Source organism: Rhizobium sp. SRDI969 (assembly GCF_025152725.1).
Taxonomy (GTDB): Bacteria; Pseudomonadota; Alphaproteobacteria; order Rhizobiales; family Rhizobiaceae; genus Rhizobium; species Rhizobium leguminosarum_I.
This window is the reverse complement of record NZ_CP104035.1, coordinates 903,932-924,495: the sequence shown is the minus strand read 5'-3', so window position 1 is coordinate 924,495 and position 20,564 is coordinate 903,932. Positions and strand designations below refer to the sequence as shown.

Genomic DNA, 20,564 nt, shown 5'->3' with positions numbered 1-20,564 from the left:
CTGATTTCATGGATCTCTGTCAGGTCTCGGAGTTTCGCGCCGAAACCCGGCACAGGCCGGCCTTGCGACACAGCCTGTGTTGGTGCAGCGCGTTTCTTCGGGAAGCGCTAGGAGGCGGCGCGATAACGCTCTGCAGGCTCAGCCTGCGAAAAGCCCGGGATCATCGCCTGGCGCGCGCCCTGATAGGCATCCCATTGGGCGGCATCGTGCAGCGGCGGGATGGTGATGGGCTCGCGCTTGTCGAAGCCTGCCAGGGCGGCGTCCACGAGTTCGCCCACTTCCATCACGCCGGAGAGCGTGTTGACGTCGATGCCGGAAAGCTCCCAGATCTCCGTGCGCGTTGCCGCCGGCAGGACCGCCTGGACGTAGACGCCTTTGGGACCGAGTTCGAGGCTAAGCCCCTGGGAAAGAAAGGTCACGAAGGCCTTTGTGGCGCCGTAGACCGTCATTCCGAATTCCGGGACGAGCCCGACGACCGAGGAGACGTTGACGATGGCGCCCGAGCCCGCTTCGACGAAGCGTGGCGCAACGGCGCTGGAAAGGCGGGCAACCGCCGTCGCGTTGAGCGCGATCAGCTGGGCGATATCATTGACGGGCTGATTGACGAACGTGCCTTCGAGGCTGGTGCCGGCATTGTTGACGAGAATTCCGATCCGATGGTCGTCGCGCAGACGGCTTTCCACCGCAGAAAGCTCGTCGGATTTGGTGACATCGGCCTGCAGGATGTCGATCGTTACACCGGTTTCTTCGCGAAGTCGTGCCGAGAGAGCCTCCAGCCTTGCCTTATTGCGCGCAACCAGTACGAGATTGTGCCCACGACGGGCGAAACGGTCTGCATATGTCGCTCCAATACCCGAGGAGGCGCCGGTGATGAGGACGGTGGGAGTGTCAGCCATTGTCTTGTTCTCTTTCGAATGAGCGTTATATAATTATGATGACTATCCTAATTACTGGCTTAAAGTGATGGCTATCATAAAAAAGTCAATGGCAGAGAGGGAGAAATCTCAACATGAAAATCAGCCGTGAGCAGATGGCCGAAAACCGCCAAAGGATCCTCGAAGTCGCAAGCCGGCTGTTTCGGGAGAAAGGATTCGAGGCCGTCGGCGTTGCCGAGGTGATGAAGGCCGCGGGCCTGACGCATGGCAGTTTCTACGGTCATTTCAGCTCGAAGGACGAGCTGATCGTCCAGGCGCTGGCGCATGCGCTTGGCCAGCGCAATGGCGCGTCACTCCCGCTTGGCGCCTACATCGAAGAGTATCTGTCGCCGCGCCATCGCGACAACAGGGCCGGTGGCTGCCCGATTTCCGGACTTGCCGCCGACACGCTGCGCCAGACCCCTGAGGCCCGTGCGGCGGTGACGGAGGGTGTGCGGGCGCAGATCGACTGGATGAGCGAGAAGGTCGAAGGGTCGGACGCCGACCGCCGACGCCGGGCAATCGCCAACTGGTCGGCGATGGTCGGAGCAACGATCCTCGCTCGCGTCATAGTCGATCCCGCCCTGTCGAAGGAAATATTGACGGAGACGCTGGCCTGGATCGATGACGGAGCCGACCGACCTGCTTCGCCACCGGCAAAAGCCGAATGAGGAAATGCGACGGCCAGCGGCCGCGTCGCGCCGCAGCTGTCATCCCATCGCCGGATCCAAGAGGAGCGAATCCGAACGATCGCGACGCGTTTTAGTCTCGATCGTAGCTCGGCCGCCAGCCGCGGGTCATGCCGCCGCCCCTGGCCCTTCTGCCAAATATCAACTGCCGCGCAAATGGCGGACGTCCTCCAGCAGCGTGCCGATTGCGGCCCGCATATCGCCCCCGCATATCGCCATTGTGATAGGCGACCACCTCGGCAAGCTCATTTTCGACCGGCGGTGACGATGTTTCGGCTTCCATGGCGGCGCTCAAGGGAAGATGCCGGCCATTTTGAGCTTATCGCAGAAGCTCGCTATGGCTTTCGCGGCGCCCTGGCCGCAGGGAAACTTGAACGGTCGCGTGGCTTCCTGGGTCAGAATCGGCTCGCCGGTTGCAGCGTCACGGCCGGTGACATGCGTCGTCAGCAGGATGCCGCAGGCCTCGCGGCAGCCTCGTCGATCGCCATCTGGACATCGCCCAGATAGGCATCGCTGGGGATGTCGATCACGAAGGCCGTGAAAAATCGCACACCGCGGCTCCCCGCCACGGCCTTGGCCAGGCTTGCATGCACCTCGGAGACCCCAATCTCCTTCTCCGGCGGCCACATCACATCACTTACAGGCCACGCATCATCTTCCACAGCTTCGCCGATCGGCTGCTCACGCATATCCGCTCTCCATATCTTCGGTTTTCAGATGGCGGCCGCCGCGCCGATGTTCTTATTATGTTCTGATAACGAAGAGAGTCAAGACGGGTGTTTTGCTGTGAGTGTCCTTTCAGTGTCTCAATGCTTGAGCACGACCTTGACCCGGGGGAACCGAACCATGTTTGCCTCGAGCCGGCTTGATGCGAGGCTGATCCGGGCGTAATCCAGAACGCAGCCACCCTCTCCTTCGACACCAATTTGAAACGACCCCCATGGCGCACTCTCTCAACACAGCCCTATCGCCCGCCGGCGGCCCCAACCAGCTGAAACTTGACACGGACGACATCTGGCAGGCCCGCGTCGATCTGGCGGCCTGCTTCCGGATGGCGGCAAGGCTCGGCATGGAGGAAGGGATCTGCAACCATTTCTCGGCCGTCGTTCCGGGCTATGACGACCTGTTTATCGTCAACCCTTACGGCTACGCTTTCGCCGAACTGACGGCCTCGATGTTGTTGATCTGCGACTTTCACGGCAATGTCGTGTCGGGCAGCGGGCAGCCTGAGGCCACCGCTTTTTACATCCACGCCAGGATTCACAAGAACGTTCCCCGTGCCAAGGCGGCGTTCCACACCCATATGCCTTATGCCACCGCCCTTTCGATGACGGAGGGCGATCCCCTGATTTTTGCCGGGCAGACCGCATTGAAATTCTATGGACGCACGGCCGTCGACCGCAACTATAACGGCCTGGCGCTCGACGCGCGCGAGGGCGATCGGATTGCGGCTGCGATCGGCGATGCCGACATCGTCTTCATGAAGCACCACGGCGTGATGGTCTGTGCACCGAATATCGCCGAGGCCTGGGACGACCTCTATCACCTCGAGCGCGCCTGCGAAGTGCAGACGCTCGCCCTGTCGACCGGGCGTGAAGTCCTTGCCGTCGCGCCTGAGATTGCGGAGGCGGCATACCGGCAAATGCGCGAAGGAGACCCGGAGTCGGCCCGGCTCCATCTGGAGTCGGTGAAGCGCGCGCTCGATCGCAGCGAGCCGGAATACAAGCGCTGAGCCGCAGACCGTAGTTTAGGCGTGCGCCGGTCGCCAATGCGGATAGGTGACATAGGCGGTGAGCGCGCCTTCGTCATGCGAGCGGATGGTCACCGCTTCGCCCTTGGGCATGTAGACGATCTCGCCTGGCCCGGCGGTAACTGTTCCCAAGTCCGTCGAGACCGATAGCCGCCCTTCCAGAACGATCATGACGTCGTCGACTTCAATCGTCTCGGTGAGGCTCTGGCCGGGCGCGTAGCGTCCATAACCGATGGTGATCGGCCCGCCCTGCCGCTCGTCGACCAGATTGCCGACGAAGATGTCCGCCTGCTGCCCGGGGGAACGCTCCAACGCCACATCGGTAATCGTGAACTTACGGATTTTCATCGTCTTCCTCCATTGCCGCGTGCAGAGGTAGCGCGGAAATCCCGCGCGCCAAGAGGCGCTCGTCTATCAATGGCGAAAATGCGGGTGGCTGCTTTGTGGGCTTCGATGGCGCTGATGATTGCCACCGCGAGTTCTTCAGCGATTTAGCGAAGATACAACCGTACATATTTGCCTTTGGTTTATAATTTCGCTGTCAGTCCCACCGAAGGTATTGAAGACGCCATGGAGGCCTTGTTCCGGAAGATCGTCAGCGCACCTCGGATAACCAGCTAAAACATGTCGCGCGCTGTGCCGCGGTTTGCGATAACGACATGCGTAAAAACAACGACCGAAAGCGCGAGGAGCGAATCTGAAAGATCGTGACGCGCTTTAGCTCAAGCGCTATGCCTAACCGTGATCGTCACCCGTTTCGCCGAGGTGGCGCTGGACCCACTTGATCTCTTCCGATGCGGTACGCCCGAAATGCCGCTTGAAGTCGCGGCTGAACTGCGCCGGGCTGGCGTAGCCCACCGAAACCGCGACCTCGGCAATCGTTCTCGTCCGGCGGGCGATCATCAATCTTGCTTCGTGAAGCCGCATCGCCTTGACGTATTGCATCGGAGTGTTGCCGGTCAGAGCCTTGAAATGGACATGGTAGGAGGGAACGCTCATGCCCACCTCTCTTGCCAGATCGGTGATCGCAATCTCCGAGCCATAGTTTTCCCGCAGCCAGGCCAGGCTCCGAATGATCTTTCCGGATCTGCCTTTCTGCTGGAGGGCGGCGATCATCGCGCCGCCTTGCGGACCGACCAGGACCCGGTAGTGCAGTTCGCGCAGAATGCCGGCGCCAAGCACATCCGTCTCGACGCTGCTGCCGAGTGCCGTCAGCAAGCGCAGCAGCACATCCTCGATATCGCCGGACATCCTGCTCGACACGAGACTTCTCGGCTCGTCGCTGACCAATTCGGCATGTTTTCCCACCTGCAGTGCAATCTCGGCTGCCATCTGCATATCGAACTCGACATAGACCGCAAGCAATGGCCGCTCCGGACTGGCCGTCGACGTCATCCGGAATGGGACGGGCAGCGACACTGCCAGATAGTGCTCCTCATCATAGAGGAAGACCTCGCCTTCGAGGATGCCCTGCTTGCTGCCCTGCAGGACGAAAACCGCGCCCGGTCTATAGAGCACCGGGATGTCGTGGAGCACGGCTTCGGTGCGCAGGATGCGGACGGAGCTAAGCGCCGTCGGATTGTATCCGTGACGGGCGGCGAGACGTCCGGCCAGCGCGACCATCTCCCCTCGCCTGGATGGGCCGCGATCACCTTGCATAGGATTTGGCAACATATTCAGACAATCCGCCATCGAAGCACGGGGTTCTTCATACTATTTGTCAAACCCCATCCTCAATCAAGGAATCTTCGCTCATGTCACGAAAGACCTTCTTCATCACCGGATCGAATTCCGGCTTCGGGCTCGCCATTGCGTCTGCGGCGCTTCAGGCGGGCCACAGGGTGATTGGCACCGTGCGCTCGCGAGCGTCGCTGACAGCGCTCGCCAAAACCCTGCCCGCCCTGCGGCCGGTCCTTTGCGACGTCACCGAGTTCGACCGTATCGACAATGTCGTCGGCCACGCGGAGGAGGAGCATGGGCCGGTCGACGTGCTGATCAACAATGCCGGCTACGGCCATGAAGGCGTGCTCGAGGAGTCGCCGATCGAAGAGATGCGGCGGCAGTTCGAGGTCAACGTTTTCGGCGCCGTCGCCATTGCCAAGGCATTTCTGCCGAGGTTTCGCGAGCGACGCCGCGGCTTCATCGTCAATGTCACGTCGATGGGCGGCATGATCACCATGCCCGGCATCGCCTATTACTGCGGCAGCAAGTTTGCGCTGCAAGGCATATCGGAAGTGATGCGTTCGGAAATGGCGCCGTTCGGTGTGCATGTGACCACCCTTTGCCCCGGCTCCTTCCGGACGGACTGGGCCGGACGATCGATGGTCCGCACGGAGCGGTCGATCGCCGATTATGATGCCCTGTTCGATCCGATCCGTGAGGCGCGACAGGCCGTCAGCAGCAAGCAGCGCGGCGATCCCGCCAAACTGGCCGTGGCGGTCCTGGCGCTCATCGAATCCGATGATCCGCCGCCGCAGCTTCTGCTCGGCAGCGACGCCCTCAAGCATGTGTCGGACAGGATCGTTCGCATGCAGCAGGAGATCGAGGTGTGGAAGCCTGTCACCTTCTCGACCGACGGCTGATGGAGGAACATCAATCAGCCACTCTCATTGGATGATTTTCCCGCCCTCGGCCGCCTCTTTCGCCTGAGCGCCTGTTCCTGTTCGTATGACTTATGCGGGAAATGCTCAAAGCACCACCAGCGCGTTGGTACGGCCGGGGATGGGCTGTGGCCCCAGCCTCCCCATTCCCTGCAGCGTGTTCCGTCAGCATGCCGGTGCTCGCAATAATGCTCTACGATCACATTGGCGCCCGGCGCACGCGAATGGCCTTCGATGCTCATGGGTGCACCGTCCTCCGTTTCCCGCTCTTGATGCTCTCATAGATCATTTCGAGCCGCCTTGAGGCGACGTAGGCACTGTCCTCGTATCCAGCCGACGGCCAATCCAGTCGATGGCTGCCGTCTGTCGCCACGATCCAGAACCATCGATTATCGATCCCTCCGCCAGCCTGTGACCGGAATATCCTTCCGATTTGGGTATCGCCGTCAAATGCGACGTAATCGTCGCCGGGTTTCTCCTTCCAGGCGTGCCGCCATTTATATTTGATGTCTCGGCCGCTGACATATTCCCATGATTTCCAGGTGATTTGTTCTGGCATGCGTCGTCCTGTCCTCTCGCGAGGTATCTCTTTGACCGCATGGTTGATGGATGGCTCCCGCCCGAGCCGGTGAATTCAGATCAGCGTCGGTTCCGGATCGGGGTCGATCGGATCGATGATGTCAGCCGTGTCATTCTTGGGCGAACCCACATTGCGGCCGATCGGCCACATGGTCATCAGTTCCGCCGGGAACGGCTTCAGCAAATCGACCGGATCAGGCTCCGGCGATAGCCAGCGCTCGTAATCTTCGCGGTGCAGGACGACCGGCATGCGGTCATGGATCTGCGCCATCATCGCATTCGGCTCACAGGTCACGATGGCGAAGCTCCGGGTCTCTATGTCATTGTCGCGCCGCGTCTCCCAGATGCCGGCGAGCGCAAAGGGCGAGCCGTCAGCCATGGCGATCGCATAAGGCTGCTTGTTCTTGCCGGTGCCGAAAATATCCTTCCACTCGAAGAAGCCGTTGATCGGCACCAGGCAACGGCGCGACCTGTAGGCCGAGCGGAACAGGCCGTTGGTACCGATACCCTCGCAGCGCGCATTGATCGGCGGCGGCCGCCCTCCCGGCTTCATCCATGCCGGCATCAGACCCCAGCGAGCGCTGGCGAATACCGGCCCCATGATATCAGGCTCGCGGACCATGTCGCGAATGATGATGGGATAATCCAGCGTCGGCGCGCCGTTGTAGCGCGGAAATCGGTTTCCGAGCGCATCGATCGCACCACGCTCGGCGAAGGCGAAATTGCGCACCAGTTCCTCAAGCGAGGTCTTGATATAGACGCGGCCGCACATCCAGAACTCCATCCCGCATATTAGATGTTCCGATTATGTTCTGGTGTTTCGAGGCGAGTCAAGGCCGGTCGCTACAACCAATGCCGTCATCACTTTCGCCCGTCAAGAGTGAAGCCGGTCACCGCCTCAACGACGGCCGATGGCAGAAAACTGCATTTCGCTTGACAGCCTTCCTACTGGAAGGTAGACAAAACCTCATGAGCAATCTTTTGACGACGTCCGACGAGATCCTGACTTCTGCCCGAGCATTGATCATGACCGGAGGCTATAACGGCTTCAGCTATGCCGATATCGCTGCCGTCGTCGGCATCCGCAAGGCGAGCATCCATCACCACTTTCCGAGCAAAACCGATCTGGTGCGCACGCTTGTCGTGCGCTATCGCGAAGATGCCGAGGCGGGTATCGCCGGCCTGGAGCAGCAGGTGCGGAATCCGCTAGCACTCCTCCAGGCCTATGCGGGCCACTGGGCCCAGTGCATCGAGGACGCCAGCCGGCCGTTTTGCGTGTGCGCCCTGCTGGCAAGCGAACTGCCGGCGCTGCCGCCGGAGGTCGCAGCCGAGGTCAAGGCTTTCTTCCGCTTTGCATCGACATGGCTGACCTCGGTCATGGAGCGAGGCTTGAAGGACGGCAGTTTGAAACTGTCGAGCGAACCGCGCGTCGAGGCTGAAGCCTTCATGGCCTCCGTCCACGGCGCCATGCTGTCAGCCCGTGCCTACGGGACCCCGGAGATCTTCGCCACCATTCTCGCCCCCACCTTGCAGCGGCTCACTCCGACCGCCGCTCTATAAAGTTCCGGGCGGAATAAAAGCCCGGAGCGACAACCACGTTCAGCGACACTACCAACTAGTAGGAAGAACGATATGATCAAGACCACTCCCCGCCCTCGTGCTGGGGTTCAGCGCTATCACGTCGGCGGCTATCTTGACGGCGCCTGTCCATGCCGAAGACCAGAAACCCGAGCAGATCCATGTCAGGGGCAGCATCGTCAGCTACAGCGGCTCTGCTCTCAAGGTGAGGACCCGAGAGGGAGAGACTGTCGATGTGACGCTTGCCGACGGCTGGAAACTGGCGAGCGTCGCAAATGCTGCTGTCACCGACATCAAGCCGGGCGACTTCGTCGGCATTGCATCGCTGCCGAGCGCAGGCGGCGGCGACGGCGCGATTGAAGTGCTGATTTTCCCGCCGGCAATGAAGGGTGCCGGTGAAGGCAGCTATGGCTGGGACCTCAAGCCCAACAGCAGCATGACCAATGCGACCGTCGCCGACGCCGTCAAGGGCGTCGATGGCCGCACCGTCACCGTCTCCTATCACGGCCAGGAAAAGAAGATCGCCATTCCGGACGGCACGCCGGTCGTGACCATCGCTCCGGCCACCAAGGACGATCTCGTTCCCGGCGCCGTCGTCTTCATCCCCGCCGAGAAAGCTGCCTCAGGCCCCCTCGCCCATCAGGTGCTTGTCGGCAAAAATGGCGTGGTCCCGCCCATGTGACCACGTCGTCGCCGGTCGGCCAGGCCGCCCCCGGTTCGACCGGCGATTTGCCAGGGAATGCCGCCTGGCCGGCAGTCGATCGACCCGAATGACGGAGAACGTCGTCTCGACAGCAGCCCGGCGGTGCCGGGCGGTTCCGAAAGCCCAGGAAATCCAATCGCGATGACCGACGCCGCCGCTCACGACGGTGAGCCGCCCCTATCAGATCAACACCATCACACACAGGAAAGAGATCATGATGACCACCGATCAAACCACCATCGCGTCTGGCGACAGGGAAGAGTGGCTGACGCGCTATTACTTCTCGCGAGCAGCCTTTTCCGCCATCTGGGTCGCAGCAGCCTTGACCACCGGCCGCCAGTCGCTTGCCTTCGCGGCCGCCTTGCTGATCGTCTACCCGGCCTGGGATGCCGCCGCCAACCTCATCGACGCAGCGCGGAACGGCGGCCTGGCAAACAACCGCAGTCAGGCAATCAACGTCGCCGTCAGCGCGGTGACGACAGCTGCCGTGATCGTCGCGCTGACGATGAGCATGAACTGGGTTCTCGGCGTCTTCGGCCTCTGGGCGATCTTTTCCGGCCTGCTGCAGCTTGGAACCGCTGCGCGGCGCTGGAAGACGAATGGCGGCCAGTGGGCGATGATCCTCAGCGGCGGACAATCCGCCGTCGCAGGCGCCTTCTTCATCGCCCAGGCGCAAATGCCGGAAGCGCCGTCAATCGCCAATATCGCCGGCTATGCCGGCCTCGGCGCCTTCTATTTCCTGGTCTCGGCCGTCTGGCGGAGCGTCGCGCAGATGCGGCGGAAGCGGGCGTGAGGTGATCGAAGCGGGAGTCTCCAAGTTCGTGGCGGGCGGCGTCGGAATGGCTCGCCCGCCGCCCCTACTTCCTGTCATGTCATGATTGGTCGTGAGACGTCGTCGTGCTTCTAGGTATTTGCCTCTAATGACTCTCCTGATCTCCAAATTCATCCTATCAGGCGCATCGGAACGTCTTCCGCGCGGAAGCAACCGGATTCGCCGATCGACAGCGATGTCACGCCTAAACCTCGATCTTCGCCTTCGACCTAAGAAAAGGATGTTCACCGACGTATCGGCGGCCACCGGCAATTGCAGCCCTCCCTCCGTTGCTAGGCGCTTGATGAATGTCCGATTGCGCACAGACGGCGACAGAGCAGGAACTGCGACGCAGCAGGCAGGTTCGTTTGGTTGGCACGTAAGCAGCTAACAAGGGAGCTCATCATTTTGGAGAAGCTTATCGAAGGTGACTTCGACATCACATGGGCAGTTCCCGTGTTCGTTCGTATCGGCAACGGCTTCCGCGAGCGTATCGACGGACCCAGGGCTGCACTGGAAGCTTTAATATATCGTTGGCCGTCGCAAACGCAGGCGGAATACGCCATTGCCAAGTGCAGATGCTCAGACGCCATCATACACCATGGAAGCGCTGAGCTTGCTCGCAGGACATTCATAGATGCTGCTGTCGCTGCGGAGGTGTTCTCATGAGTGTTCCTCCAATAGATACCGCGCAATTGGCGATAATCCTGGGAGCGCTGACGCTCGTATGTTGGATGGCGGCGGGGTTGATGGCCGTTCTTGGCGCTGCCGAGGAAATCAAAGACGTTAAGATAGGCCGGACCTCTCAGCTTTTGATCTCCGCCTTCACGGGTGCGGGCGTTACTTCGGCGGTCGCGATGATCGCGGTGCTGGTATTCGTATGACCATAGCAGCCTCTGGCAGTCTGGATCCGTTGCGGTCGCCTGAAACGGCCCTTTCAGCAAAAAGCTTTCACGCGCCGGAACTTTTCATGGTCCGCAGGGTTGCGGTGTAAAATTGAGGGGAGCGCTATGTTTCGATACAAGAGGTCATTCATTCTCGCCGCGTGCTCGATCGGTGCCGGCTTCTGCGTGTTCGCCGTCGGCGCTTTTTCCGACCCGCTGCCGCCTGACACCACCTACCGACCGCTTCCAACGATGCCGTTTTCCGACGCCCGGCGAATTGACGAGGCGCAGAAGCCGGACGTCATGAAGCGCCAACTGGATCTCCTTCAGAGGCGGTACGATCTCTCTGATAAGCCCATGCCCGGCGCGATGATGTCAGGCGGCATGAAACCCGTTCAAGCTGACACCCGCGTCAGGTTGCCTGCGGGCGTGACATGGGGTGAGCTGACCGCGATGAAGCCGGCGGAGATCAAGCAGAAAAATCTCCTGCCCGAAGGCTTTCTCCCTCTCCCCCATGTCAAGCAGGCGACTGGCGGACAGGTCTTTCCCAATCGGCAGATCGACGAAATCCACGCGCAGGAGATGCGCGACCTCCGCAGGTTCGACGTCGACTTTGACCTTCCCGACAACCTGACGCCCGAGTTTCCGCCTCCGATCTTCCTGACGACGCACCCAGAACTCGGCGACGTCTCACGCGGGCAGCTTCTGACGATCAAGAACTTTTATGAAATCATGAATGGCATCGTCACCCCCGTACAAATGGAGGGTCTGAGGCTCCTTCTGACGCCGTTCCCGCAGGAGGAATTCAATCAGACCGAGGATCGCAAAGTGGCGGACCAAAGCACCGGTGTCGCCTGCCTCGACTGTCATTCCAACTTCCATACCAATGCTGCCTTTCATCTCACGCCCGACGTTCGTCCGCAGGCAGACCGCTTTCGCCTCGACAGCACCAGCCTGCGAGGTCTTTTCAACCAACAGATCCACGGTTCCAAACGTTCGCTTCGCTCCGTCGAAGACTTTTCCGAATTCGAGCAGCGCACCGCATACTTCAACGGCGACCATGTCAGCGCGACGAGGAAGGGCGCAAACCTTCCCGACCGCACCAACCAGGTCGCGATGATGGCGCAGATGCAGAACATCATCGATTTTCCACCCGCTCCCAAGCTCGACGTCTTCGGAAGACTCGATCCTGAACTTGCGACGCCGCAGGAACTGTCGGGCGAGCGAATATTCATGGGCAAGGGTCGTTGCGCCGACTGTCACGTGCCGCAGACCCAGTTCATGGACAACGACATGCACGACCTGAAGCTGGAGCGCTTCTATAAAATCGGGCAGGTCTTCAACGACTTCGTCGCCCTTCCCGACGGTCCGATCAAAACCTTCACCTTGCGCGGCATCAAGGACTCGCCGCCCTATCTGCATGACGGCCGTCTGATGACCTTGGCCGACACCGTTGAATTCTTCAATCTCGTGCTCGGCGTCAAGCTTAATGAGCAGGAGAAGAAGGACCTGGTTGCTTATCTGGTGACGCTTTAGAGGGAGAGACGCCATGTTTCGCAGGGTGCTTTTTACCGTCGCTGTCGTTCTGGCCGGCTCGTCGGCGCTTGGCCAGATCGGCAATCCGGCCGGAATGGGCGTCGACACGCGAATGGCTCGGCCAGGCGTTCCAGCGCCACACCAGACCAACAATCAGGACCGGCTTTTTGCGCAGCTTGCAACCGCCGGGGGGCTTGCTGAAGTCGAGCTCGGAAATCTTGCAGGCGGCAAGGCGAAAGCGGATGCTGTCAAACAGTTTGCCGACATGATGGTCAGCGACCATTCCGACGCAAACAGGAAGCTCAAGGAGCTTGCAGACGCCGCTAAAATCCCACTGTCAGACCAGCTCGACCCCGAACATGCCCTGCTTCGCGAGCGGCTGCGGACGTTGGAGGCAGATGCCTTCGACGCCGCCTATATCAAGGCACAGATCGTTGACCATCAAAAGACCGCGCAACTTCTAGCCTGGGAGATATCGATGGGCGAGGACGGCGATCTGCAGCGGCTGGCCTCATCCCTGCTTCCGGTCGTCCTCGATCATCTGCGGCGAGCACAGGAGATCCATGGACTGCTGACCGGTGCCTCTGTTCGTCTCCCGCCGGAGACGCTGGCCGAGATGGAGCATAGGCAGTAGGCAATGCTTCGGGAGCGGCCTGGTGCAAGCATAGCGACAGTCGTAAATGGAACCATGGAACGACACGCGTCCATTTCGCCCCCACGCCTTCAAGAACGCAACGTTCGTTCGTGGCGCCTGACTGCCGAACGCCGGGCATCAGCGCCAGGAATTCGGGCTTTTGTCGGACATGCTGTATCTGAGGAATAGCATCAACCGGCACTGGAGCGAATTGTGCACGCACAAGTTAGAGCCGTTGAGCACGAGGGTCGTCAGTATGAAAATCCTTGTCATCGGCGCGACCGGACTTGTTGGCAGTGCCGTCTGCACCCGGCTGGCGACAGGCGGACATGATATCATCCGCGCCGTTCGCCCTGGAAAACAGCTCGCAGGTGGGCTCGGCACCTGGGTCGAAGTCGACGTGGCGAGGGCGGTGGAGCCCTCTGATTGGCTGCGTCATCTCGAAGGAACAGATGCTGTCGTCAACTGTGCCGGCGCGTTGCAGGACGGACTGAGGCACAACATGACGGGCGTCCATGCGCAGGGACCGCGAGCGTTGTTCCGCGCTTGCGAGCAGTCTGGTGTACGCCGAATTATTCACTTCTCAGCAATTGGAGTGGATCGGCAGCAGCCGTCGGCGTTCTCGCGCACAAAGCTTTCCGGCGACATGGCTCTGATGGAGACGGATCTCGACTGGGTGATACTGCGTCCCGCCGTGATCCTAGGCGACGCCGCCTTCGGTTCCAGTGCATTGTTTCGCGGCCTTGCCGCGCTGCCGTTTCTGCCATTGATGCCGTCGACCGGCAAACTTCAGGTGGTGCAGGTCGATGACGTCGCCGAAACCGCCGTTCGCCTTGTCGACAAAACTGCCCCATCGAAAATCTCGCTCGAAATCGTCGGCCCGCAAGAGCTCGAATTCGACCAGATTGTAGCTCGATATCGGAGATGGCTTGGCTGGCCTCCCGCCAAGCGCTATCTGCTGCCCCGCCCCCTCGCCAACCTTCTCTATCGGCTCGGCGATTTCGCAGGACTGCTGGGATGGCGCCCGCCGGTTCGAAGCACTGCCGCAAGGGAGATCGTCCGCGGCGCCGTGGGTGATCCAACGAATTGGAGTGCCGCTACGGGAATCCGGCCCTTATCGTTGGACGATGCTTTGGCGCGTCGCCCGGTTTCGGTTCAGGAGCGTTGGTTTGCTAAACTCTACTTTCTAAAGCCCGTCATTTTCGTGCTGCTGCCACTGTTTTGGATATCGACCGGAATAGTTTCTTTGACATCAGGTTTCGACCAGGGTGTCCAACTGATGTTGGCCGGCGGCGCAGGTCGTTTGGCGGCACCGAGCGTGATTGCCGGAGCTCTTGCAGACATTCTCGTCGGATGCGCCATCGCCTTTCGTCGCACTGCACGATGGGGGCTATATGCGGCCATCCTGTTGTCGCTCTTCTATGCGGCAGCCGGCACGGCAATATTGCCTCAGTTGTGGAATGAGCCCCTCGGCCCGCTGACAAAGATATGGCCGATCCTTGTGCTGCACCTGGTTGCTCTCGCGATTCTGGAGGAGCGATGATCTATTTCGTACTGAAATTCCTGCATATTATCGGCGCCACCGTTCTTCTCGGCACCGGCGCGGGGATCGCCTTCTTCATGTTGGTCGCGCATCGCTCCGGCAATGCGACGACCGTGGGCGCAGTAGCGCGGATTGTGGTGATCGCCGACTTCGTCTTTACCACAACGGTCGTGATTATTCAGCCGATCACCGGCGTAGCGCTTGCCTGGAATATCGGCTATTCCCTTTGGGAGCGGTGGATCTTTTGGTCGATCGTTCTCTATCTGTTCACCGGCGCTTTTTGGTTGCCGGTTGTTTGGATGCAGATGGAGATGCGAAACATTGCGACGGAAGCAGCGGCGAAAGGCGAGCCGCTGCCGGCGCGATACCATCGGCTATTTTGGACTTGGTTTTATTTCGGCTTTCCGGCTTTCGCTGCGGTGTTGGGAATTATCTGGCTGATGATTACGCGCCCGGTTTGATGATAGCGTGGCATTGTCTGGCTCTCGGCATCGGTATCTTTCCTTATGCATAGGCATGTCTATTTCGCCTCGGCAGCGTGAGGCTGAAATGGACATCCTCATTCAAACCCCGCCTTATCCTCGATCTTGCGAGGGCCCTTATAATTGGCATGTCCCGAACCTCCGCCATATCCAGCCCTGAGCCTGCTCCTCACGCGCGCGGCAGCGCGTACGGCGAGTCCTTCGCCCGCGCGGCATTCTGGGTGAGGAAGGAAACGGCGAGCGCGACCAGGCGCAAATGCCGGAAGCGCCGTCCATTGCCAACATCGCCGGATACGCCGAAGCGGGCCTGAGCTGATCGGAGCGCGAGTCTCCAAGTTCGTGGCGGTCGGCGTCCGCCGGCCCGCCCGCACGGCTTATCTCCCGCCGTCTCATGAATGGCGAGTGAGCCGACGTGCGCCAATTGCGATGTGACCCCGTCGATCAGCGGGGAGCAACTGCCCAGTCGGGGAATTTGTGATAGCTGCAGGCGTTCATTGAAAACAACGCCACATCATTACCGATTTCGTGGCGCGAAAGCTCCCATTCGAAGGTGTCACGGTCATCGAGACCGTAAGATAACGCCATCGCGGTCAACTCCATGAAAGGCCCTGGGGGATACAGGATACCGTACACCGTCGCCTCCTTTCCCAGGAATTTGCCTTTGATAACTCTCTTGATCTCCAAATCTGCTCTCACCATCCGCGACGGAAAATTTTCTGTCAGAAGCAAACCGGATTCGCCGATCGATCGCGATTTCACGCGCGCCTCAACCACGATCTCCGCTTTCGCCAGCAGTTCATCCTGAGGAGGGCATCGCGGCAATCCGGCTGCTGGCCTGAGACCCATAACCAATAAAGCAAAAACTGCTGTGAAGCCCAGTCGCATGTGCGGATTCAGGAACGCTCTCGGCATCGGTATCTTTCCTTATGCACAGGCGTGTCTATTTCGTCTCGATTGCGCGAGGCTGAAACGAATCCTGGGGATCCGGCCAAGACGCCCCCACCCTCTGTCATTCCAGGCCTTGAGCCTGGAATCCATGCCGGCGGCTGAGCGAGGCCAGAGCGGATCCTCGGGTCAAGCCCGTGGAGGACGGAGTGCTGCGTGGCGTCTGCAGGGGGAACAGCGACGTATCCCCACATGATCGGGTGCCATCAACACCGATTTTTGCCCGTAATTTCGCCCATGAAGGCCTCGCCGAGGTCTCGAACACGCGCTTTCAGTTTCCAGTCATCGCTTCTGCCACCGCAGCGTCGGAGATTTCCTTTGCCACCTCTGATATCAACGACCTCAACCACCGATGGGCCGGATCGTTTCGATAGCGGACATGCCATGCCAGCTCGACCGGGAAGCTGCCGAGATCGACCGGTGCGCGCAGGATTTTGAGACGTGGGTCGCGGGCAAGGCGATGGCAGATCAGCCGTGGCAGCGTCGCGCAATAGTCGGTGACGGCCACCATTTCCGGGACCGCCAGGAAATGGGTGACGGAGACCGAGACGTCGCGCCTGAGGCCGGCCTGCTGCAGCATCTGGAACAGGCCGACGCGCATCCGGCCGGGCGGAAGCACGTTCACATGCCGCAGCCGCTGATACTGTTCCTCGGAGATGCTTTCGGCGATCTCGGGATGATCTTTGCGCACGACACAGGCCAATCCATCATCCATGAGATGCTGCACGACCATGTTATCCGGCGGCTCGACGATCCGTCCGAGCACCATTTCCGTCGCGCCCGATATCGCGCCGGTCTCGGCCAGATCATTGCCGAAGGGCGTCAGGCGCAGCCTGATCCCGGGAGCGCATTCGCGCAGCCGCGCCACGATCACCGGCATCAGGACGAACTCGACGTAGCTGTTCGGGGCGATGGTGAACTGCCGTGTCGCCCGCGCCGGATCGAACGCCTGCTGACCGAGAATGACGTCATCGAGGCTCGCCAAGGCCCCGCGGATCACCGGAGCAAGTGCCTCTGCCATCTCAGTCGGCTTCATGCCGTAGCGCTCGCGGATGAAGAGCGGATCGCGCAGCGTATCGCGAAGGCGGTTCAAGGCGTTGGAGACGGCCGGCTGCGTCATGCCCAGTTGTTCAGCTGCGCGCGTGACATTGCGCTCTTCCATGAGCGCCAGGAAGACAGGTAGGAGGTTGAGGTCGTACTTCATCAAGATATATTGCCAAACGCATATCTTAAATCAAAGAAATAAATTTCCGGAATGAGAATGGCCAAGGCATAATCCCCTCATCGAAAGCACCCGATCACATCTGCCTCGAAAGGATCTCCAGATGAAAATCCTCATGGTTCTCACCTCGCACGACCAACTGGGCAATACCGGCCGGAAGACCGGCTTCTGGCTCGAAGAGTTCGCCGCTCCCTATTATGCCTTCCTCGAAGCCGGCGCCGACATCACCGTCGCATCGCCGAAGGGCGGACAGCCGCCTCTCGATCCGAAGAGCGACGAACCGGACTTCCAGTCCGACCAGACCCGCCGCTTTCATGCCGACCCGGATGCCCAAGCCGTGCTCGCCTCGACCGTAAAGCTCGCTTCGGTCTCCCATGCCGACTACGACGCGGTGTTTTATCCGGGCGGCCATGGCCCGCTGTGGGATCTCGCCGAAGACAAGCATTCGATCGCCCTCATCCAATCGCTCTATCAGGCCGGCAAGCCGGTCGCCTTTGTCTGCCACGCACCAGGTGTGCTGCGCCACGTCAAGGCTGCCGACGGCACGCCGCTGGTTCAGGGCAAAAAGGTCACCGGCTTCAAGAATTCCGAGGAAGACGGCGTCGGCCTCACCCAGGTGGTGCCGTTCCTGGTCCAGGACATGTTGAAGGAGAATGGCGGCATCTACTCCAGCGGCGATGACTGGTCGTCCTATGCCGTGCGGGACGGCCTCCTGATCACCGGTCAGAACCCCGGTTCATCGGTGCAGACTGCCGGCATCCTGCTTGCCGCCGTGGCGGCGGCAAAGGCCGCCTGATCAACATGCCTGGCGGCGCCGGTGTTTCCGCGGCGCACGAATCGAAAAAAAGCCCCCGCCGAGACGGGGCAAGTTCATGGATCGCGCAGGAGGAACACCCGTGCTTTCCTACCGATCTAACGAGAAAGGGGCCGGCTAGGTTCCCGGTGCTCTTTCCGCACGGATCGCACCACTCATTGCTCGCCGCAGATCGAAAATGAGCCCCGCCGAAACGAGGCAGAGGCAAATTGGGAAAGGTGGATCGCACAGGGCGAAAGAAGGGATGGCGGACGGCCCCGCATGGGGCCACCTGTGCGATCCTATATGCCTAACGGCAGATAGCCGGAAAAAGTTGCTGCGCGGTTCCGTACCGTTGGGTGGATAGATCTCTAATATGCTCGGTTAGCGGAGGTTAACCGAGCCAGAAAAAGAAAACCCCGCAAGAGCGGGGATCAAGAAGAGGGGTGGTTTTTAGGAATAACGCGTCCTAGCGTTGGAATGACTACTCGCACAACCTCAGGGTCCTTGCAATAAATATTACTTTTATGAAATTCGTTATCCACAGATTTGATATTTCAACTACAGGATACATTGTTCGATTTCGCACGAAAATAGAAATTTACTTCAACTTTGAGTCATATTTTGTATCATTGGGGCGGGGCCGCTCAGCGATCACTTGCTATACCCCAAGCATTGCGTCTCCTGTACGTTGGGCGGCCACTCTGGATCTGACGATCATCCGAACCAATCATTCCGCTGCTTTGAGCTCCACTTGCTGGCGAACCCTTTCCGAAGCAGGTCTTTGAGGCACTTCGCAGGGTCGCCAGAAGCGGAGTGGCAGCCGGTTGAATGGGTTTCAAGGCGGTTTCAAAACGTCGCGAAATTCCGCATCCGGGAGGTCACTTGCACATATTCGCTCGCCAGCGGAGCGCATGCAAAAAGGTCATTGGAGTGGAGATATCGCCCGCTGGATAGAGGCCGACGCTCGCGAAGGAGCGAAAATCGGTTCAGGCAAGACTATCGAGAGCTTTCCAGGCGGCGATCGCCGCGCAGAAGGTTCAGCCAGGCCCCCGACACTTTCTCCGCGCCTGAGCCCCCGATATGACAATCGTCGTAGCGGTCTTCTCCATCGAGCAACGCGTCATAATTTACCCCCTCTCGGATGCCGTGGCCGCTTTTTGACAGGGCCAGTTGCGCCCGTACGATCGGATTGTCTGGAATATGCTCCTTGAAGCCGCCGTTGCTCGGTTCGAGGCATTTCGATGCGATCGAAATGTAAACGGGTGCTTCGACGCCGTGCTGACGCAACGTGTCGACCATCGATGTGAAATGTTTCTGATAGGCCTCCGCAGTGGTGCCCATGACGAGATCCTTCTCTCCTTGCACCCAGAGGACGCTCGTTATCCGATAACCGGAATCCTGAAGCTGTTTCATTGTGTCGACCAGCACAGGATTGAGGTCACCGCCTGTCGCCCATCGTGCGACCTCAGATCCGGAATATGCGAGAGGTGCGAGGATGACGCTGTCATTTTGTCCCGATGCGATCAAATTGTTCCCAAGAAGCGTCCAGTACTCTCCCTTTGTATCGGTCGATCCAAGAAGTGGCGACGCCGCGACGAAGCACCGTTTGTCAAAGGCGTTTACAACGCGGGCGGCATAATTTGACGTGTGCCGTTGCCCACCGTCGTTGGCCGCGTTCGATTGGCCAAGAATGAGTAAGACAGCCGTTCGGTCAGTCTGAGCCGGACAGGTCACAGGCGTTTTTGATTCATCCCCGATGAGTCGCGCCTTGTCGTCGAAAGTATAACGGCTTGGAGCCGCCGGCTTCTCTCCGCCAACCATTTTCTTCAGCGCGGAAAGTTGTGGCCACGGAAAGATCTCATGTCTCGCGCTCATGCCGCCGAGAAAATAAATGGCGATCAAGGCGGCCAGGCCGGCTGCCATCGTTTTGCGCATGTCGTTGCCCTTTAATCATCATCCGATGACATGAAGCCTATCGGAGCGCTCAAGGCTGCTCCAGCCATGAAGGTTCCTTTACGCCAGCCACATCTGCTTGCTTCCGGCGAGCCCCAATCGACGACAATTTCGCGTGGGCTCGCCGGAAACCTGCTCTAAACTATAGACCGTACGAGTGATTGCAATTCATCCGGTTGGGTGAGAGATCGTGCCTGCCATGCGGCATGCAGCGCCATGGAGAAACTGCCGTTGCCCGTCCATGGAAAGGCGATCACCGATTGGGCAGCGAGACCCCCGTGGGAGCGGAAGACCGGTTACGAGGCATTTCCACCGATGTTGCACAAACCACCAACCGCTCTTGCGCGCTGGACCTGACGCATCTTTCGCAATCGACCGCACCATTTTGTGCGACGCGAGGCAGGGCGCCTCGTCAAGAGGCCACCCTGTTGTTTGCGTTCCGGCGGCGTTCAGAGCTTTCCCTCTGCCAGCAGTTCGCGGGTCCGCTTCAGTGTCGATAGAAGGGCGGCCTTGTAGCCCGTTTCGCCATCGAATTGTGCCTGCTCGGCCTGCTCTTCCGGGCCGTTCGGCCGTTTGCCGCGCAGGCCGAGATAGCAGTAGAAGCGCAGCTGCAGCTGACCGTCTTCATCCTCGAACAGCTCGTTGACGATCGCTCCCTCGCGCGGCCCCGTCGCCTGGAAGAAGGTGACCTTGCTTTGCGGCTCCAGGGTGATGATCTCGCGCAGATCCTGCCCGGCAATCGTCGCCTCGCGCACGAAATGGGTCGGGCTTTCCTCGACGACATCGCAGCGGGTGCAGAGACCGACGGGAAGAAAGAGCCGGGCGTCGCGTGCCTTTCGTTCGAGACCTTGCCAGGCCTCGGCGCGTGTCAAAGGGGTTTCGCCGTGCGGGTTCACCGGAACTGTGGCTGTGGAATAAATCATGGTGATACTCCTTTTGGATTAG

General features: G+C 60.0%; 23 protein-coding genes and 2 pseudogenes. 13 read left to right on the top strand and 12 right to left on the bottom strand.

Annotated elements, in window-relative coordinates:
- Nucleotides 1-107 precede the first annotated feature (107 nt).
- Nucleotides 108-896, bottom strand: a complete 789-nt coding sequence (locus N2A41_RS04645; protein WP_260110380.1) for an SDR family NAD(P)-dependent oxidoreductase — start codon at nucleotides 894-896, stop codon at nucleotides 108-110.
- 113 nt (nucleotides 897-1,009) lie between these two features.
- On the opposite strand from N2A41_RS04645, the gene N2A41_RS04640 reads away from it, so the two are divergent.
- Nucleotides 1,010-1,585, top strand: a complete 576-nt coding sequence (locus N2A41_RS04640; RefSeq protein ID WP_260110379.1) for a TetR/AcrR family transcriptional regulator — start codon at nucleotides 1,010-1,012, stop codon at nucleotides 1,583-1,585.
- A gap of 91 nt (nucleotides 1,586-1,676) precedes the next feature.
- Here N2A41_RS04640 and N2A41_RS04635 read toward each other — a convergent pair.
- Nucleotides 1,677-1,886: pseudogene (locus N2A41_RS04635) on the bottom strand (hypothetical protein).
- An 8-nt stretch (nucleotides 1,887-1,894) separates the two neighbouring features.
- Nucleotides 1,895-2,292: pseudogene (locus tag N2A41_RS33295) on the bottom strand (hypothetical protein).
- 251 nt (nucleotides 2,293-2,543) lie between these two features.
- Here N2A41_RS33295 and N2A41_RS04625 point away from each other — a divergent pair.
- Nucleotides 2,544-3,335, top strand: a complete 792-nt coding sequence (locus tag N2A41_RS04625) for an aldolase (protein WP_260110377.1) — start codon at nucleotides 2,544-2,546, stop codon at nucleotides 3,333-3,335.
- Nucleotides 3,336-3,350: 15 nt separating this feature from the next.
- Here N2A41_RS04625 and N2A41_RS04620 read toward each other — a convergent pair whose 3' ends face one another.
- Nucleotides 3,351-3,701 carry an AraC family ligand binding domain-containing protein gene (locus N2A41_RS04620; protein WP_162119062.1) on the bottom strand — a complete coding sequence of 117 codons (351 nt, stop codon included), beginning with the start codon at nucleotides 3,699-3,701 and terminating at the stop codon, nucleotides 3,351-3,353.
- Between the two features lie 387 nt (nucleotides 3,702-4,088).
- Nucleotides 4,089-5,027, bottom strand: a complete 939-nt coding sequence (locus tag N2A41_RS04615) for an AraC family transcriptional regulator (protein ID WP_260110376.1) — start codon at nucleotides 5,025-5,027, stop codon at nucleotides 4,089-4,091.
- An 80-nt stretch (nucleotides 5,028-5,107) separates the two neighbouring features.
- Here N2A41_RS04615 and N2A41_RS04610 point away from each other — a divergent pair, with 80 nt between their 5' ends.
- The gene (locus N2A41_RS04610; RefSeq protein ID WP_260110375.1) at nucleotides 5,108-5,935 is read left to right on the top strand and encodes an oxidoreductase; all 828 of its coding nucleotides are present in this window, start codon (nucleotides 5,108-5,110) and stop codon (nucleotides 5,933-5,935) included.
- Between the two features lie 14 nt (nucleotides 5,936-5,949).
- Here N2A41_RS04610 and N2A41_RS04605 read toward each other — a convergent pair whose 3' ends face one another.
- The 3 genes from N2A41_RS04605 to N2A41_RS04595 form a co-directional block, all read right to left on the bottom strand.
- The gene (locus tag N2A41_RS04605) at nucleotides 5,950-6,195 is read right to left on the bottom strand and encodes a hypothetical protein (protein WP_260110374.1); all 246 of its coding nucleotides are present in this window, start codon (nucleotides 6,193-6,195) and stop codon (nucleotides 5,950-5,952) included.
- A complete protein-coding gene (locus tag N2A41_RS04600; protein WP_222295512.1) occupies nucleotides 6,192-6,512 on the bottom strand; it encodes a hypothetical protein in 321 nt (106 codons plus the stop codon). Before N2A41_RS04600 ends, N2A41_RS04605 begins: the two co-directional genes overlap by 4 nt.
- 75 nt (nucleotides 6,513-6,587) lie before the next feature.
- Nucleotides 6,588-7,304 (bottom strand): SOS response-associated peptidase, encoded by a 717-nt coding sequence (locus N2A41_RS04595; protein ID WP_222295513.1) that lies wholly within the window; start codon nucleotides 7,302-7,304, stop codon nucleotides 6,588-6,590.
- 197 nt (nucleotides 7,305-7,501) lie between these two features.
- On the opposite strand from N2A41_RS04595, the gene N2A41_RS04590 reads away from it, so the two are divergent.
- The 9 genes from N2A41_RS04590 to N2A41_RS04550 all read left to right on the top strand — a co-directional run bounded on the left by N2A41_RS04590 (nucleotide 7,502) and on the right by N2A41_RS04550 (nucleotide 14,682).
- Nucleotides 7,502-8,092: a TetR/AcrR family transcriptional regulator gene (locus N2A41_RS04590; protein ID WP_260110373.1), complete on the top strand. Its 591-nt coding sequence runs from the start codon at nucleotides 7,502-7,504 to the stop codon at nucleotides 8,090-8,092.
- Between the two features lie 130 nt (nucleotides 8,093-8,222).
- Nucleotides 8,223-8,792: a hypothetical protein gene (locus N2A41_RS04585; protein WP_260111109.1), complete on the top strand. Its 570-nt coding sequence runs from the start codon at nucleotides 8,223-8,225 to the stop codon at nucleotides 8,790-8,792.
- A 235-nt stretch (nucleotides 8,793-9,027) separates the two neighbouring features.
- Nucleotides 9,028-9,606, top strand: a complete 579-nt coding sequence (locus N2A41_RS04580; protein WP_260110372.1) for a DUF308 domain-containing protein — start codon at nucleotides 9,028-9,030, stop codon at nucleotides 9,604-9,606.
- 426 nt (nucleotides 9,607-10,032) lie between these two features.
- Nucleotides 10,033-10,293 (top strand): DUF982 domain-containing protein, encoded by a 261-nt coding sequence (locus tag N2A41_RS04575; protein ID WP_026154053.1) that lies wholly within the window; start codon nucleotides 10,033-10,035, stop codon nucleotides 10,291-10,293.
- Nucleotides 10,290-10,508, top strand: coding sequence for a hypothetical protein (locus tag N2A41_RS04570; protein ID WP_017963350.1), 219 nt, complete (start codon nucleotides 10,290-10,292; stop codon nucleotides 10,506-10,508). Before N2A41_RS04575 ends, N2A41_RS04570 begins: the two co-directional genes overlap by 4 nt.
- Before the next feature lie 126 nt (nucleotides 10,509-10,634).
- Nucleotides 10,635-12,044, top strand: a complete 1,410-nt coding sequence (locus N2A41_RS04565) for a cytochrome B6 (protein WP_260110371.1) — start codon at nucleotides 10,635-10,637, stop codon at nucleotides 12,042-12,044.
- A gap of 13 nt (nucleotides 12,045-12,057) precedes the next feature.
- Complete coding sequence (locus N2A41_RS04560) at nucleotides 12,058-12,678, top strand: DUF4142 domain-containing protein (RefSeq protein ID WP_017963348.1); 621 nt, start codon at nucleotides 12,058-12,060, stop codon at nucleotides 12,676-12,678.
- 256 nt (nucleotides 12,679-12,934) lie between these two features.
- Entirely contained in the window at nucleotides 12,935-14,221 is a 1,287-nt protein-coding gene (locus N2A41_RS04555; RefSeq protein ID WP_026154052.1) for an SDR family oxidoreductase, read from the top strand.
- A complete protein-coding gene (locus N2A41_RS04550; RefSeq protein WP_017963346.1) occupies nucleotides 14,218-14,682 on the top strand; it encodes a DUF2269 family protein in 465 nt (154 codons plus the stop codon). The genes N2A41_RS04555 and N2A41_RS04550 overlap by 4 nt, the downstream gene beginning before the upstream one ends.
- A gap of 462 nt (nucleotides 14,683-15,144) precedes the next feature.
- Here the strand turns inward: N2A41_RS04550 and N2A41_RS04545 are convergent, their stop codons facing one another.
- Both N2A41_RS04545 and N2A41_RS04540 read right to left on the bottom strand, forming a co-directional pair.
- Nucleotides 15,145-15,615 carry a hypothetical protein gene (locus N2A41_RS04545; protein WP_260110370.1) on the bottom strand — a complete coding sequence of 157 codons (471 nt, stop codon included), beginning with the start codon at nucleotides 15,613-15,615 and terminating at the stop codon, nucleotides 15,145-15,147.
- Nucleotides 15,616-15,919: 304 nt separating this feature from the next.
- Complete coding sequence (locus tag N2A41_RS04540) at nucleotides 15,920-16,852, bottom strand: LysR family transcriptional regulator (RefSeq protein WP_260111108.1); 933 nt, start codon at nucleotides 16,850-16,852, stop codon at nucleotides 15,920-15,922.
- Nucleotides 16,853-16,973: 121 nt separating this feature from the next.
- Between N2A41_RS04540 and N2A41_RS04535 the strand changes: the two genes are divergently transcribed.
- The gene (locus tag N2A41_RS04535; RefSeq protein WP_170281643.1) at nucleotides 16,974-17,666 is read left to right on the top strand and encodes a type 1 glutamine amidotransferase domain-containing protein; all 693 of its coding nucleotides are present in this window, start codon (nucleotides 16,974-16,976) and stop codon (nucleotides 17,664-17,666) included.
- Between the two features lie 996 nt (nucleotides 17,667-18,662).
- On the opposite strand, the gene N2A41_RS04530 is transcribed toward N2A41_RS04535, so the two are convergent.
- Both N2A41_RS04530 and N2A41_RS04525 read right to left on the bottom strand, forming a co-directional pair.
- Nucleotides 18,663-19,601 carry a sialate O-acetylesterase gene (locus tag N2A41_RS04530; protein ID WP_170281642.1) on the bottom strand — a complete coding sequence of 313 codons (939 nt, stop codon included), beginning with the start codon at nucleotides 19,599-19,601 and terminating at the stop codon, nucleotides 18,663-18,665.
- A 467-nt stretch (nucleotides 19,602-20,068) separates the two neighbouring features.
- Entirely contained in the window at nucleotides 20,069-20,542 is a 474-nt protein-coding gene (locus N2A41_RS04525) for an AtaL-like protein (protein ID WP_162119052.1), read from the bottom strand.
- Nucleotides 20,543-20,564: the final 22 nt, after the last annotated feature.